The sequence below is a fragment of the Streptomyces sp. CB03234 genome (assembly GCF_001905885.1).
Taxonomy (GTDB): domain Bacteria; phylum Actinomycetota; class Actinomycetes; order Streptomycetales; family Streptomycetaceae; genus Streptomyces.
In genome coordinates this window covers 1,089,368-1,104,600 of record NZ_LIYH01000001.1, presented here as the reverse complement: position 1 = coordinate 1,104,600, position 15,233 = coordinate 1,089,368, and the positions used below count along the sequence as shown (strand labels likewise).

General features: G+C 71.2%; 12 protein-coding genes. 1 reads left to right on the top strand and 11 read right to left on the bottom strand.

Annotated elements, in window-relative coordinates:
* Positions 1 to 8: 8 nt before the first annotated feature.
* The 11 genes from ftsZ to rsmH form a co-directional block, all read right to left on the bottom strand.
* The gene (ftsZ, locus tag AMK26_RS04985) at positions 9 to 1,223 is read right to left on the bottom strand and encodes a cell division protein FtsZ (protein WP_073752277.1); all 1,215 of its coding nucleotides are present in this window, start codon (positions 1,221 to 1,223) and stop codon (positions 9 to 11) included.
* Positions 1,224 to 1,503: 280 nt separating this feature from the next.
* Positions 1,504 to 2,325, bottom strand: a complete 822-nt coding sequence (locus tag AMK26_RS04975) for a cell division protein FtsQ/DivIB (protein ID WP_073752275.1) — start codon at positions 2,323 to 2,325, stop codon at positions 1,504 to 1,506.
* 13 nt (positions 2,326 to 2,338) lie between these two features.
* The gene (gene murG, locus AMK26_RS04970) at positions 2,339 to 3,433 is read right to left on the bottom strand and encodes an undecaprenyldiphospho-muramoylpentapeptide beta-N-acetylglucosaminyltransferase (protein WP_073752274.1); all 1,095 of its coding nucleotides are present in this window, start codon (positions 3,431 to 3,433) and stop codon (positions 2,339 to 2,341) included.
* A gap of 6 nt (positions 3,434 to 3,439) precedes the next feature.
* Positions 3,440 to 4,825, bottom strand: coding sequence for a putative lipid II flippase FtsW (ftsW, locus tag AMK26_RS04965; RefSeq protein ID WP_073753052.1), 1,386 nt, complete (start codon positions 4,823 to 4,825; stop codon positions 3,440 to 3,442).
* Between the two features lie 283 nt (positions 4,826 to 5,108).
* On the bottom strand, positions 5,109 to 6,539 hold the full coding sequence (murD, locus tag AMK26_RS04960) for a UDP-N-acetylmuramoyl-L-alanine--D-glutamate ligase (protein ID WP_073752272.1): 1,431 nt from the start codon (positions 6,537 to 6,539) through the stop codon (positions 5,109 to 5,111).
* Positions 6,521 to 7,591 carry a phospho-N-acetylmuramoyl-pentapeptide-transferase gene (gene mraY, locus AMK26_RS04955; protein ID WP_073752269.1) on the bottom strand — a complete coding sequence of 357 codons (1,071 nt, stop codon included), beginning with the start codon at positions 7,589 to 7,591 and terminating at the stop codon, positions 6,521 to 6,523. The genes murD and mraY overlap by 19 nt, the downstream gene beginning before the upstream one ends.
* Complete coding sequence (locus tag AMK26_RS04950) at positions 7,588 to 9,018, bottom strand: UDP-N-acetylmuramoyl-tripeptide--D-alanyl-D-alanine ligase (RefSeq protein ID WP_073752266.1); 1,431 nt, start codon at positions 9,016 to 9,018, stop codon at positions 7,588 to 7,590. The genes mraY and AMK26_RS04950 overlap by 4 nt, the downstream gene beginning before the upstream one ends.
* Before the next feature lie 4 nt (positions 9,019 to 9,022).
* Positions 9,023 to 10,690 (bottom strand): UDP-N-acetylmuramoyl-L-alanyl-D-glutamate--2,6-diaminopimelate ligase, encoded by a 1,668-nt coding sequence (locus tag AMK26_RS04945; protein WP_073752264.1) that lies wholly within the window; start codon positions 10,688 to 10,690, stop codon positions 9,023 to 9,025.
* 17 nt (positions 10,691 to 10,707) lie between these two features.
* The gene (locus tag AMK26_RS04940) at positions 10,708 to 12,669 is read right to left on the bottom strand and encodes a peptidoglycan D,D-transpeptidase FtsI family protein (protein WP_073752263.1); all 1,962 of its coding nucleotides are present in this window, start codon (positions 12,667 to 12,669) and stop codon (positions 10,708 to 10,710) included.
* Positions 12,670 to 12,673: 4 nt separating this feature from the next.
* The gene (locus AMK26_RS04935) at positions 12,674 to 13,081 is read right to left on the bottom strand and encodes an FtsB family cell division protein (protein ID WP_443333138.1); all 408 of its coding nucleotides are present in this window, start codon (positions 13,079 to 13,081) and stop codon (positions 12,674 to 12,676) included.
* An 86-nt stretch (positions 13,082 to 13,167) separates the two neighbouring features.
* On the bottom strand, positions 13,168 to 14,124 hold the full coding sequence (gene rsmH / locus AMK26_RS04930) for a 16S rRNA (cytosine(1402)-N(4))-methyltransferase RsmH (protein ID WP_073752261.1): 957 nt from the start codon (positions 14,122 to 14,124) through the stop codon (positions 13,168 to 13,170).
* Between the two features lie 472 nt (positions 14,125 to 14,596).
* Here rsmH and AMK26_RS04925 point away from each other — a divergent pair, with 472 nt between their 5' ends.
* Positions 14,597 to 15,139, top strand: a complete 543-nt coding sequence (locus AMK26_RS04925; protein WP_073752259.1) for a beta-class carbonic anhydrase — start codon at positions 14,597 to 14,599, stop codon at positions 15,137 to 15,139.
* The last annotated feature ends 94 nt before the right edge of the window (positions 15,140 to 15,233 follow it).

The window sequence follows — 15,233 nt, the reverse complement described above, 5'->3', positions numbered from 1 at the left end:
TCACACGGTCACTTCAGGAAGTCCGGGACGTCCAGCTCTTCGGCCGAGGTGTCCGGGTACGGGCGGGCCGGCGGGACCGCCGGCGGGGTGACCGACAGGGAGCTGTCGCTCACGGCCGGCGCGGGCTCGGCCGCCGGGGCCGGGGTCTCCTCGCGTACCGGAACGGTCCCGAGGCCGCTCGCCGGGCGAGGGGCCTCCGTCGTACGCGCCGGTGGCGCCGGCTCCTCGCGCTTGCTCGAACCGGCGCTGAGGATGTTGTCGCGCCGGGCCGGCGGCTGGCCGCCGTCGAAGCCGGCCGCGATGACCGTGACCCGCACCTCGTCACCGAGGGCGTCGTCGATGACGGCGCCGAAGATGATGTTGGCCTCCGGGTGCGCGGCCTCGCTGACCAGCTGCGCCGCCTCGTTGATCTCGAACAGGCCGAGGTCCGAGCCGCCGGAGATGGACAGCAGCACACCTCGGGCGCCGTCGATGGACGCCTCCAGCAGCGGCGAGGAGATCGCCATCTCGGCGGCGGCCACCGCGCGGTCGTCGCCGCGGGCCGAGCCGATGCCCATGAGGGCGGAGCCCGCCTCGGACATGACCGACTTGACGTCGGCGAAGTCGAGGTTGATGAGGCCCGGGGTGGTGATGAGGTCGGTGATGCCCTGGACACCGGAGAGCAGCACCTGGTCGGCGGACTTGAACGCGTCCAGCACGCTGACCTGGCGGTCCGAGATGGACAGCAGCCGGTCGTTCGGGATGACGATGAGGGTGTCGACCTCTTCGCGGAGCTCGGCGATGCCGTCCTCCGCCTGGTTGGCGCGGCGCCGGCCCTCGAAGGTGAACGGCCGGGTGACGACACCGATGGTCAGGGCGCCCAGGGAGCGCGCGATGTTGGCGACGACGGGCGCGCCGCCGGTGCCGGTGCCACCGCCTTCGCCTGCGGTGACGAAGACCATGTCGGCCCCCTTGAGGACCTCCTCGATCTCCTCACGGTGGTCCTCTGCCGCCTTGCGACCGACTGCCGGGTTGGCTCCGGCCCCGAGGCCGCGGGTGAGTTCCCGGCCGACGTCGAGCTTGACGTCGGCGTCGCTCATCAACAGAGCTTGCGCGTCCGTGTTGATGGCGATGAACTCGACGCCCTTGAGACCGACCTCGATCATTCGGTTGATGGCATTGACACCACCGCCGCCGACACCGATGACCTTGATGACTGCGAGGTAGTTCTGCGGTGCTGCCACGTCGAAGGCCTCTCGCCTCGAGTTACGTGTCGCCACTTCGCGGTGGTCTTCGCGCCGCGACGACGGATGCCGATTGGGACGGTCCGAAACGCCGACCCAAACCCTAACGTTGAAGTTTAGGGTTACCAGTGTCTCTGTTCGCTGGACTCTTCCGAACAGGACACTAAGTCGACAAGTGGCGCACGTTCAACGAACACGCCGAACCTCCCGTTTTTCTTTTCACCCTATGTGATCACCCATAGCGCTGACCAACCAGGGTGCTGGCCAGCGCATATGTGCGTCAACTCCGTGATGCCGCCGGGGCAGTCGGGGCACTCACGTCGAAGTGCCCCGCTTTGGGCGCCGCCTTCATCAGTGCGATGAGCGCACGCGCTTTCGCCTCGCCGTCCTCGCCGCTGCCCCACACCACGGTCCGGCCGCCCGTCAACTCCAGCGTGATGGAGTCGTACGAACGGACCCGCAGCATCTTGGTGTCCTTGGCCACCAGCGCCGGCAGGTCACCGGCCACATGGACCGCCTCGGCGGTCAGCCGGTCGGCACCGAAGCGGCGCAGGCTGGGTGACTGAGCCACCGTCAACTCCAGCAGGGGCACGCCTTTCGGGGCCTTCGTCCCGTCAACCGTGGCGAAACGCACACCCCCGGCGTCCACTTCGGTGAACTTTCCGCCGTTTTCCATCAGGAGGACCGGCGTGCGCTCGACCACGTGCAGACCGATTCCGCGCGGCCAGGAACGGACCACGTCCACCGAGTCGATCCGGGGCAGGGCGCGCCGCAGCCGGTCCTCGATCTCGTCCGTGTCGACCGACACCACCGGCGCCCCGACCGGCACCGCGGCGGCCGCCCTGACCTCGGCGGGCGTCAGCACCCGCGTACCGGACGTGGTGACCTGCTCGACCCGCAGCCACGCGGAACCGTAGAAGAGCCACACCCCGCTCGCGAGCAGGGCCAGGGCGGCCAGGATCAGGATCACGGCACGGGGGCCGGGCAGCGCCTTGCGGCCACCACCCGGCCCGGGGCGTCCCGACCGGAAGGGCCGGGCCGACGACAGGCCCTTCCTGGTCCCCCGCGCACCGCGCTCGGTGGTCGTCGTCGGCCCGGCCATGCTCCCTGCCTTCTCACGCCCTGTGGCGTGCCGCGATCGCCTCGTAGACCATGCCGACGAGCAGGTCGTCGGCGTCCCGGCGGCCGAACTCGGCGGCGGCGCGGGACATCTCGTACAGCCGGTGCGGGTCGGAGAGCACCGGGAGCACATTGCCCTGGACCCACTCGGGCGTCAGCTCGGCGTCGTCGACCAGCAGGCCGCCGCCCGCCTTGACCACCGGCTGGGCGTTGAGCCGCTGTTCGCCGTTGCCGATCGGCAGCGGTACGTACGCGGCGGGCAGCCCGACGGCGGAGAGCTCGGCGACGGTCATCGCGCCCGCGCGGCACAGCATCATGTCGGCCGCGGCGTACGCGAGGTCCATCCGGTCCACGTACGGTACCGGGATGTAGGGCGGCATACCGGGCATGTTGTCGACGTGCGGCAGTTCGTTCTTCGGGCCGACCGCGTGCAGGATCTGGATGCCGGAGCGCTGGAGGACCGGGGCGATCTGCTGGATCACCTCGTTCAGCCGGCGGGCGCCCTGTGAGCCGCCGGAGACCAGCAGCGTCGGCAGGTTCGGGTCCAGACCGAACGCGGCGCGCGCCTCCGGGCGGACCCGGGCGCGGTCGAGGGTGGCGATGGTGTGCCGCAGCGGGATGCCGATGTAGCGGGCGCCCCGCAGCTTGCTGTCGGGCGTGGCGACGGCGACCCCGGCCGCGTACCGCGAACCGATCTTGTTGGCGAGGCCGGGCCGCGCGTTGGCCTCGTGGACCACGATCGGTACGCCGAGCCGTTTGGCCGCCAGGTAGCCGGGCAGCGCCACGTAGCCGCCGAAGCCGACGACGCAGTCCGCCTTCGTACGCTCCAGGATCTGCTCGGCGGCCTTGATCGTGCCGCGCAGCCGCCCCGGGACGGTGATCAGCTCGGGGGTGGGCTTGCGTGGCAACGGGACGGCGGGGATGAGCGCCAGCTCGTAGCCCCGCTCCGGTACGAGACGGGTCTCCAGACCCCGCTCCGTACCGAGGGCCGTGATCCCCACGGTCGGGTCCTGCCTGCGCAGGGCGTCCGCGAGGGCGAGCGCGGGCTCGATGTGGCCGGCGGTCCCCCCACCGGCGAGTACGACATGCACCGAAATTCACCGCTCTCCGGACGGACGCTTCTTGACGCGCCGTCGCATCGACTTCCAACTCACCCCGGCCCATGTGCCGAGACCAGGCTGTCGCATGGCCAGGGCCGCCTTCGCCGCGGGCTCCTCTCGCGCGAAGGCGATGAGCAGACCGACGGCGAACATGGTCGGCAGCAGGGCGGAACCTCCGTAGGAGAACAGCGGGAGCGGGACACCGGCGATCGGCAGCAGGCCGAGCACCGCACCGATGTTGACCACGGCCTGCGCCGTGATCCAGGTGGTCACGCCTCCCGCGGCATACCTCACGAAGGGGTCCTCCGTGCGTCCGGCCACGCGGATACCCGCATAGCCTAGAGCCGCGAACAGGGCGAGTACCGACAGCGTCCCCGCCAGCCCCAGTTCCTCCCCGGTGATGGCGAAGATGAAGTCGGTGTGAGGTTCGGGGAGTTGGCCCCATTTTTCCACACTCGCCCCCAGTCCGGAACCGAACCATCCGCCTGATGCCAGAGCATAGATCCCGTGCACGGCCTGCCAGCACGAGTCACCGGGACCGGGCTCGGTGGCGCCGATGCAGGCGAGCCGCGCCATCCGGTTCTCGCTGGTCCTGATCAGCATCACGCCGATCGTGGCGGCGACGCCCAGCACCCCCACGAACATCCGGGTGGGGGCGCCGGCCAGCCACAGCAGGCCGAAGAGGATCGCGGTGAGGATGATCGCCGTCCCCATGTCGCCGCCCAGCATGATCAGCCCGAGCAGCATGAAGGCGACGGGAACGAGAGGCACCAGCAGGTGCTTCCACTGGGTGAGCAACCGTTTGTCCTGCTTGCGGGCGAGCAGGTCCGCGCCCCACAGGATCAGCGCCAGCTTGCCGAACTCGCTGGGCTGGAGCTGGAAGGGGCCGCCCAGATAGATCCAGTTCTGGTTGCCGTTGACGGAATGCCCTATCCCCGGGATCTGGACGAGCACCATCAGGAAGACGGTGCCCACGAGCAGCGGATAGGCGAGCGCCCGGTGCAGCTTGGCCGGGACCCGGGAGGCGAACAGCAGCAGCCCGGTGCCGATGGCGGCGGCCAGGAACTGCTTGCGGAAGAAGTACGTGTCGGACAGCGACAGCTCCAGCGCCTTGATCTGCGACGCCGAGTAGACCATCACCAGGCCCAGGACGGTGATCAGCAGGCTGGCGCCGAGGATCACGTAGTACGCCGTCAGAGGGCGGTCCCAGGCCCGCCGTGCCCGCTCGTAGAGCCCGCGCACCCCGCTCCCGCGCGGCGGGCGCGGAGCGGGGATCCTACGGCCCCGGCCGGCCGCCTTACGGGCGGTGGGCGGCCGCCGCAGCCCGGCGGTCCGGCCACGGACGGCCAGTCCGGCGCCGCGCACCCGCCGGGCGGGCCCCATGGCGCTCCCGCGCGGGGCGGTCCCCGTGGTGGCGCCGCCAAAGACGCGGCCCATCGCCATGGCCGTGGCTTTCAGGGCGGCGCCGATGGGCAGGGCGTTCGACGCGGCACCCATGGCGCGGCGCGTGAGGGCGACACCCATGGTGCGGCGCGTGAGGGCGGCACCCATGGACGGGCCGTTCAAGGCGAGACCCGCGCGGTGCGGTGCGTACGCGGCGGCGTGGTCGGCCGGCATGGTCGCTGTCCCCTCCAGTCGTGCCCGGCGCGGCCGGACCTGGTGGCTGTCAGGCGCGCTCGGCGGCGAGTGCGCGGACCGCGTCCGCGAACGCCTCGCCCCGCTTGTTGTAGTTGGCGAACATGTCCATCGAGGCGCAGGCCGGGGCGAGCAGGACCGTGTCCCCGGGCTGTGCGAGCCGCGCCGCCTCCCGGACCGCCGCCGGCATCGCCCCAGTGTCGGTCCGGTCGAGGTCGACGACCGGTACCTCGGGGGCGTGTCGCGCGAGGGCTTCCCGGATCAGGGCGCGGTCGGCGCCCATGAGCACGACACCCCGCAGCCGCTTCGCCGACGCGGCGACCAGCTCGTCGAACGTCGCGCCCTTGGCGAGGCCTCCGGCGATCCAGACGATCGGGTCGTACGCGGCCAGCGACGCCTCCGCGGCGTGCGTGTTGGTGGCCTTGGAGTCGTCGACCCAGCGCACGCCCTGGATCTCCTCGACGAGCTCGATGCGGTGCGGGTCGGGCCGGAAGGCCCGCAGTCCGTCGCGTACCGCCTGCGGCTCGACGCCGAAGGCGCGGGCCAGGGCCGCCGCGGCGAGCGCGTTGGCGATGTTGTGCGGGGCCGGCGGGTTGATGTCGGAGACCTGGGCGAGCTCCTGGGCCTGCTCCCGGCGGTTCTCGACGAATGCGCGGTCCACCAGGAGGTCGTCCACGATGCCGACCTGGGAAGGGCCCGGCGTACCGAGGGTGAAGCCGATGGCGCGGCAGCCCTCCTCCACGTCGGCCTCGCGCACCAGGTCCTCGGTGGCCTTGTCGGCGACGTTGTAGACGCAGGCGACCTGGTTGCCCTCGTAGATGCGGCCCTTGTCGGCGGCGTACGCCTGCATGGAGCCGTGCCAGTCGAGGTGGTCGGGGGCCAGGTTCAGGACGGCGGCGGAGTGGGCGCGGAGGGAGGGCGCCCAGTGCAGCTGGTAGCTGGACAGCTCGACGGCGAGGACGTCGTACGTCTCCTCGCCGAGGACGGCGTCCAGGAGCGAGACGCCGATGTTGCCGACGGCCGCGGTCTTCAGGCCCGCCGCCTCCAGGATGGCGGCGAGCATCCGTACGGTCGTGGTCTTGCCGTTGGTGCCGGTGACCGCGAGCCAGGGCGCGGCGTCCGGGCCTCGCAGCCGCCACGCCAGCTCGACGTCGCCCCAGACCTCCACGCCCGCCTCGGCTGCCGCGGCGAACAGCGGCTTGTCGGGCTGCCAGCCGGGGGTGGTGACGACCAGCTCGGTGCCCTCCGGCAGGGTCGCCCCGTCGCCGAGGCGGACGGTGATGCCCTCCGCCTCCAGCTGCGCCGCCTGCGTACGGGAGCGCTCGTCGTCGCCGTCGTTGACGACCGTGACACGCGCGCCCAGGCCTGCGAGGACCCTCGCGGCGGGGATGCCGCTCACACCCAGACCGGCGACGGTGACGTTTTTGCCCTGCCAGGAGGTACTCACTTGTCGGCTGCCCATCCCGCGTAGAAGAGGCCGAGTCCCACGATGACGCACATGCCCTGAATGATCCAGAACCGGACCACCACGAGCACTTCGGACCAGCCCTTGAGTTCGAAGTGGTGCTGGAGCGGCGCCATCCGGAAGACCCGCTTGCCGGTCATCTTGAAAGAGCCGACCTGGATGACGACGGAGAGGGTGATGAGGACGAACAGGCCGCCCAGCAGGGCCAGCAGCAGCTCCGTACGGGAGCAGATCGCCAGGCCCGCGAGGGCGCCGCCGAGGGCGAGCGAGCCGGTGTCACCCATGAAGATCTTGGCGGGCGAGGTGTTCCACCACAGGAAGCCGAAGCAGGCGCCCATCAGCGCGGAGGCGACGACGGCGAGGTCGAGCGGGTCCCGCACCTCGAAACAGGCGTTGGGGTTCGTCAGGGTCTGGGCGTTGGCGCACGACTCCTGGAACTGCCACAGCCCGATGAAGGTGTACGCGCCGAAGACCATCACCGAGGCACCGGTGGCGAGGCCGTCGAGACCGTCCGTGAGGTTCACGCCGTTCGACATGGCCAGGATCATGAACAGCGCCCAGACCACGAACAGCACCGGGCCGATGGACCAGCCGAAGTCGGTGATGAAGGAGAGCTTGGTGGAGGCCGGGGTCTGGCCGCGGCTGTCGGCGAACTGCAGCGCCAGGACGGCGAAGGCGATGCCGACGATCAGCTGGCCGGCCATCTTCGCCTTGGCCCGCAGGCCCAGCGAACGCTGCTTGACGATCTTGATGTAGTCGTCGAGGAAGCCGACGAGGCCCATGCCCGCCATCAGGAACAGCACCAGGACGCCCGAGTAGGTCGGGTCCTCGCCCGTGATGACCTTGGCGAGCGCGTACGCGATGAGCGTGGCCAGGATGAAGGAGATACCGCCCATGGTGGGCGTGCCCTTCTTGCTGCCGTGCGTACGCGGGCCGTCGTCGCGGATGAACTGCCCGTATCCCTTGCGGGCCAGAAGCTTGATCAGCAGCGGCGTACCGATCAGGGTCAGGAAGAGCCCGATGGCTCCCGCGAAGAGGATCTGCCTCATCGGCCGGTGACCTCGCCCTCGGTGGTGTTCTCGAGCAGTGCCTGGGCGATCCGCTCGAGCCCGACCGACCTTGATGCCTTCACCAGCACGACGTCTCCCGGGCGCAGCTCACTGCGCAACAGGTCGATCGCCGCCCGTGCGTCGGACACGTGCACCGACTCCTCACCCCACGAACCCTCGTTATATGCGCCCAGTTGCAGCCAGGACGCTTCCCTGCCCCCGACTGCGACGAGCTTGCTGACGTTGAGCCGGACGGCGAGCCGTCCGACCGCGTCGTGCTCGGCGAGCGCCTCGTCCCCCAGCTCGGCCATCTGACCGAGCACCGCCCACGTCCGGCCCCCCTTGGCCTGTGCGGCCTTGCCCATGGCCGCGAGCGCGCGCAGGGCGGCTCGCATGGACTCGGGGTTCGCGTTGTAGGCGTCGTTGACGATCGTCACACCGTCCGGACGCTCGGTGACCTCCATGCGCCAGCGGGAGAGGGAGCCCGCCTCGGAGAGCGCGGTGGCGATCTCGTCGACGGACATGCCCAGCTCATGGGCGACGGCGGCCGCGGCGAGCGCGTTCGACACGTGGTGCTCACCGTACAGGCGCAAGGTCACGTCACTGCACCCGGTGGGTGTGTGAAGCCTGAAAGAGGGCTGTCCGGTCTCTGTGAGCCGGACATTCTCGGCACGTACGGCGGCGTCGTCGGCCTCGCCGAACAGCGTCACGCGCGCGTGGGTCCGGTTTTCCATGGCCCGTACGAGAGGGTCGTCGGCGTTCAGCACGGCGATGCCGCCCTCTTCGGCGGACGGCAGCGCCTCGACGAGCTCGCCCTTGGCCTGGGCGATCTGCTCGCGGCCGCCGAACTCGCCGATGTGGGCGCTGCCCACGTTCAGGACCAGGCCGATGGCCGGCGGGGTCAGCTCGGTGAGGTAGCGGATGTGGCCGATTCCGCGCGCTCCCATCTCCAGGACGAGGTGCTCGGTGTCCTTCTCCGCGCGCAGCGCGGTGAGCGGCAGGCCGATCTCGTTGTTGAGGGAGCCGGGCGTCCAGACCGTGGGCCCCTTGCGCTGGAGCACCTGGGCGATCAGGTCCTTGGTGCTGGTCTTGCCGGCCGAGCCGGTCAGCGCGACGACCTTCGTGCCGAGGCGGCCGACGACCGCGCGGGCGAGGGCACCCAGGGCCGTCTGGACGTCGTCCACGACGATGGCGGGCACCCCGACCGGGCGGGTGGCCAGCACGGCCGCCGCGCCCGCGTCCATGGCGCGCTGCGCGTAGTCGTGGCCGTCGACGTTCTCGCCGGCGAAGGCGGCGAAGAGCGAGCCGGGCCCGACCTGACGGGAGTCGATGACGACGGGGCCGGTGACCTGGATGGCCGGATCCGGTATGTCGTACGACTGCCCGCCGACGATTTCGGCGATCTCGGCGAGGGAGAGGGCGATCACTACTTCATCCCTGACTGTTCTGGATTGCTTCGCGGAGGACCTGGCGGTCGTCGAAGGGGCGTACCACTCCGGCGATGTCCTGGCCCTGCTCGTGGCCCTTGCCCGCGACCAGCACGGTGTCACCGGGCCGGGCGCGCGCCACGGCGGCGGCGATCGCTGCGGCCCGGTCCTCGAAGACGGCGACCTCGCCGCGTTCGTGGATCGGCACCTCGGCGGCGCCGGCGAGCATGGCGGCGAGGATCGCGAGGGGGTCCTCGGAGCGGGGGTTGTCTGAGGTCAGTACGGCGGTGTCGGCGAGGCGTGCGGCGGCGGCGCCCATCGGGCCCCGCTTGGTGACGTCCCGGTCGCCGCCGCAGCCCAGGACGACGTGCAGCTTGCCCTCGGTGACCTTGCGCAGGGCGCGCAGGACCGATTCGACGGCGTCCGTCTTGTGGGCGTAGTCGACGACCGCGAGGTAGGGCTGGCCGGCGTCGACCCGCTCCAGGCGGCCGGGTACGCCGGGGACGGCGGCGACGCCGTCGGCGGCGGTCTGGGGGTCGATTCCGGCCACGGCGAGGGTGACGACGGCGGCCAGCGTGTTGGCGACGTTGAACGGGCCCGGCAGCGGGGCCTTGGCGCTGATCCGCTCGCCCTCGGGGCCCACGATGGTGAACGTGCTCCCCAGGGCGCCGATTTCCACGTCCTCGGCGTGCCAGTCGGCGTCCGGATGGCCCTCGGCGGAGAAGGTGACGACGGGGACGGAGGCCTCCTTGACCAGCCTCCTGCCGTACTCGTCGTCGAAGTTCACCACTCCCTGCCGGCTGCGGCGCGGGGTGAACAACTGCGCCTTGGCCTGGAAGTAGTCCTCCATGCCGGAGTGGAACTCCATGTGCTCCGGGCTGAGGTTGTTGAAGACGGCGACGTCGAAGACGCAGCCGTCGACCCGGCCGAGCACGAGGGCGTGGCTGGAGACCTCCATGGCGACCGCTTCGACGCCGCGCTCGCGCATCACCGCGAAGAGCGCCTGGAGGTCGGTGGCTTCCGGGGTGGTCCGCTCGGACTTGATGCGCTCGTCACCGATGCGCATCTCGACGGTGCCGATGAGCCCGGTGCTCCGGCCGGCGGCCCTGAGGCCGCCTTCGACGAGGTAGGCCGTGGTGGTCTTGCCCGAGGTGCCGGTGATGCCGATCTGGAGCAGGTCGCTCCCCGGCCGGCCGTAGATGTCGGCGGCGAGCTCGCCCATCCGGCCGCGCGGGTCATCGGTGACCAGGACCGGCAGGCCGGTCGCGGCGGCGCGTTCGGCGCCCGACGGGTCGGTGAGGATCGCGACGGCCCCGAGGTCCGCGGCCTGGCCGGCGAAGTCGGCGCCGTGGAGCCGGGCGCCCGGCAGGGCGGCGTACACGTCTCCGGGGCGTACGGCCCGCGAGTCGTGGGTGATGCCGGTCACCTCGGCGCTGCCCGGCGACGGGATGTCCAGCCGGGCCGCCAGCTCGCCCAGGGGTGCGGGGCGGACCTGGGCCGGTCGGGGCGCTCCCGGGTGTTTCGCGGGGGCGTCCTTCGGGGTGGTTCGGGACTGATCAGCGTGTGGCACGGCGGTGAGCGTACCGGGCGCACCCGTCATCGGGCTAAATGAGGGCGCCTGGGCAGCGTGGTCGCCGGATCGGTTCCGCGGGTCGGGCGTGAAGGTTGTCACTGATTGCTCCCGCCGGCTCACTCGCCGGGTTTGAACGTGACCGGCATCCGAGGTGCTGGTGTGCCGGTTGGTGCGACTTGCAGGGTTTTGAGGGCGAACTCCATGACTTTCTTGTAGATGGGGCCGCAGATCTGGCCGCCGAAGTAGCTGCCCCTAGTGGGGTTCTGGATGGCGCAGTAGACGGTGATCTGCGGGTCGTCGGCGGGGGCGAAACCCGCGAAGGAGGCGGTGTAGCCCTTGTAGCGGCCGAGTTGGGGGTCGACGCGGTTGGCGGTTCCCGTCTTGCCGGCGACGCGGTAGCCGGGGATGGCGGCCTTGGTTCCGGTGCCTTCCTCGTCGTCGACGACCGATTCCAGCATGGCGGCGAGGGTCTTGGCCGTCTTCTCGCTGACGACCCGGGTCTGCTTGGGCGCGGGCGCCGGGGTGAAGCGGCCGTCCGGCCCCTTGGTGCCGCGTACGAGGGTGGGTTCGACGCGTACGCCGCCGTTGGCGATGGTCGAGTAGACGGACGCCGCCTGCATGGCGTTGATGGACAGGCCCTGGCCGAAGGGGATCGTGTACTGCTGCGAGGTGGACCAGTCCTGCGGCGCCGCGAGGATGCCGGAGGTCTCGCCGGGGTAGCCGAGGCCGGTGGGGCTGCCGAAGCCGAACTTGCGCAGGTAGGAGTGCAGGACGCGGTTGGCGTGGGCCTGGGTGGGGCCGAGCTGGCCGGTGGCCAGGATGGTGCCGATGTTGCTGGACTTGGCCAGGACGCCGTTGAGCGTCAGGTACCAGGTGGGGTGGTCGATGTCGTCCTTGAACAGCCGGTCGCCCCGGTGCAGCCGGTTGGGGACCACGACATGGGTGGAGGGCGTGGCGGCGCCCTCCTCCAGGACGGCGGCCATCGAGATGACCTTGGCGGTGGAGCCCGGTTCGTAGGCGTCCTGGAGGGCGGCGTTGCCCATGGCGGCGGAATTGGCCTGGGACAGGTCGTTGGGGTCGAAGCCGGGCGCGTTGGCCATGGCGAGGACCTCGCCGGTCCGGGCGTTCTGCACTATCACGTAGCCGCGGTCCGCCCTGGACTGCTCGACCTGCTGGGTGATGGCCCGCTGGGCGGCCCACTGGATGTCGCGGTCGATGGTCAGCTCGATGTCCGAGCCGGGGACGGCGGGGGTCTCGCGGGCGCCGGCGGTGGGCACCCGGCGGCCGCCGGACTGGGCGTACTTGATCTTGCCGTCCTGGCCGGCCAGCTCCTTGTCGAGCATGGACTCCAGGCCGCCTCCGCCACGGCCGTCGGCGTTGACGTAACCCAGTATCCCGGCGGCGAGGGTGCCGTTGGGGTACACGCGTTTGCTGCTGGGCTCGTTGAAGATGCCGGCGAGCACGCTGACGCCGGTGCCGCCGGCCGTCTTCTCGGTGCGGGCCTTCTCGGCGAAGACGTTCTTCAGGTCCTTGATCTGGTTCCAGACCTGCGGGGTCTGGCGGCGGGCCAGCAGCGCGTAGCGCGACTTGGGCGTTTTGAGCTTCTTGACCAGTTCGGCGGGGTCCTTGCCGAGGATCGGGGCGAGCAGGGCGGCGGCCTGCTCGGGTGCGTCGGGTGTCTTGCTCTCCTCGGGCGTGAACATCTTCGGGTCGGCCGTGATGTCGTACGCGTCGACGCTGGTGGCCAGCGCGATCCCGGCGCGGTCGGTGATCTCGCCGCGCTCGGCGGACAGCGTGTACTCCTGGTACCGGTTCTTCTCCGCCTTGGCGGCGTACGCGCCGGCGTCCACGGCCTGGACCTGGAGGAGGCGCACCACGAACGCCAGCATGACCAGCGTCAGGCCGAGGCTGACCAGCCGCAGCCGGGGCCTGGGGCTGCCGAGCCGGATGGTGCGGGCCCTGGCGGGCGGGCGGGCCGCCGGGCGCGGGCGCCGGGCGGGCGGGCGCGCGGGGCGCGCGGGGCGTTCGGAGCGGGCGGGGGCCGGTACGCGGCGGCGTGGGGGCTGGGTGGGGGGCACTGCGTCACCTGCCGGGCGTCGTCGGAGCGGTGGGCGGGCCGGGCTCGGCCGTCGCCCTGCTGGGTACGCCCCGGACCGTGCCGTCGGGGCCCAGGAAGGCGGGGCTGCCGCCGGGCACCATGCCGAGCTCACGGGCCCGGCGCTCCAGCGCGTCGGGGGCGGAGCGGCCGTCCACGTCCCGCTGGAGCTCCTGCTCCTCGTCGGTGAGTTCGGTGGTCCTCTTCTTGAGCTCGCTGAGCCGGAAGGAGCCCTCGTTGAGGGAGGAGTTGAGCAGCAGGAGGGTGATCAGACCGCCCCCCAGGAGCAGGACGACCAGCAGGACGAAGGGCGTACGGGCCGCGGTGCTCGGCCCGGACGGCATGAGCCGCGCGAGCCGCGCCGCCCGCCCCTTCAGCGGTCCCGCCTTGGTCACCTGTCCTCCCGGTTCGCCCCGCCGCCGTCCTCGTGGTCCACGTCGCCGCCGCACCCGCTACCCGGGTGGGCGCTCCGGCCCGCCGCTCACAGGGCGTCCTCCCTGATCCGCTCGGCACCCCGCAGCCGGGCCGGGGCGGCGCGGCGGTTCTCCGCGACCTCCTCCTCCGTGGGGAGTTCGGCACCGCGCGTCAGCAGCTTGAGCTTGGGCTGGTAGCGCTCCGGTACGACGGGCAGCCCCGGCGGCGCGGTACTGGTGGCCCCCGCCGCGAAGACCTGCTTGACCAGCCGGTCCTCCAGCGAGTGGTACGACAGGACGGCGATCCGGCCACCGACCGCGAGGGCCTTCACGGCGGCCGGGACGGCCCGCTCCAGAATGGTCAACTCGCCGTTGACCTCGATACGCAGGGCCTGGAAGGTCCGCTTGGCGGGGTTGCCGCCGGTCCGCTTGGCGGCCTGGGGAAGGGCGTCGCGGATCAGCTCGACCAGCCGGGCGCTGTTGCTGAACGGTTCCCTCTCCCGTTCCCGTACGATCGCCGCCACGATCCGCTTGGCCTGCTTCTCCTCGCCGTACTGGCGCAGGATGCGGACCAGCTCGCCGGGCGGGTAGGTGTTGAGGACCTCGGCCGCGCTGATGCCGGTCGTCTGGTCCATGCGCATGTCGAGCGGGGCGTCCTGGGCGTACGCGAAGCCGCGGTCGGCCTCGTCGAGCTGCATGGAGGAGACGCCGAGGTCGAACAGGACGCCCTGGACGCGCGGGACGCCGAGCCGGTCCAGTACGCCGGGGAGGTCGTCGTACACGGCATGGACGAGGGTCGCGCGGTCACCGAACCGGGCGAGCCGTTCACCGGAGAGCCGCAGCGCCTCCTTGTCGCGGTCGAGCGCGATCAGCCGCGCCTCGGGGAAGCGGGTCAGCAGCGCCTCGCTGTGGCCGCCGAGGCCGAGGGTGCAGTCGACGACCACCGCGCCCGGCTGCTCCAGCGCGGGTGCCAGCATGTCCAGGCACCGCTGGAGCATCACCGGGACGTGTCGGGTCTCGTTCATGCGCGACCCTCGCTGCGCCCGGGCCGGCATGCGCCGGAAGCGCACCTGCCGTCGATTCGCTCGCTGCGCTCGCTCATGCGCCCTCTCGAGATTCGGCGCGGCGTACGCACTGCCGGGTCACCGCCCGCCCAGGAAGCCGCCGGCGCCGGAAAGGGGCGTCGGCCGACCGGCGAGCGGGAGGAGGCCGAGCCGTACGTACCGCCGCACACGCGGGGGAGAAACTGCGGATTCGCTGGGATTCGCTCAATGTCTCCGTGAACTTCGCGTCACTTTAGTCCACTCCCCCGCCCGGTCAATCAACCGGGCAGCGCGTCGCGCGGGGCGGCCGCGCGGGGCAGGCCGTCCGGGATCGCTCACCCGTACGGCGGCCCGCGCACACCCTTTGTGGGTTAGCTCACACCGGGGCATGTTGGCGTACTTTGTCCTGCGTCAGAGCGAGCCGATGAGCTCGATGACAATTAACGTCATCAACATGTCGACTTCCGCGCACTCCGCATCCAGCGATGTCCGCCCCGGCGACTCGGTCATCGACCGTATCGTCGACGCGAACCGCCGTTACGCCGCCGACTTCAAGGACCCCGGCCTGGAAGGCCGGCCCAAGCTGAAGGTGGCCGTCGTCGCCTGTATGGACACCCGGCTCGACCTGCCCGCCGCACTCGGCCTGGAGGTGGGCGACGCCCACACCATGCGCAACGCCGGCGGCGTCATCACCGACGACATGATCCGGTCCCTCTCCATCAGCCAGCGCGAACTCGGCACCCGGAGCGTGGTCCTGGTGCACCACACGCGCTGCGGCATGCAGACGATCACCGAGCACTTCCGCGACGCGCTGGAGGAGGAGGTCGGGCAGCGTCCGATGTGGGCGGTCGAGTCGTTCAAGGACGCCGAGCAGGACGTGCGGCAGTCCATTCAGCGCGTGCGCACCTCGCCGTTCATCCCCCACACCGATGACGTCCGGGGCTTCGTCCTCGACGTGAACACCGGTCTGCTGCATGAGGTCGGCGCGGACTTCTGAGCGTTTCCTCTCGGCCCGGCACCACCCGATACGCCATAACCGTGGACATACCGCACGGCGTTATCCACAGCCAAGTGACACGTACGGGTAACGG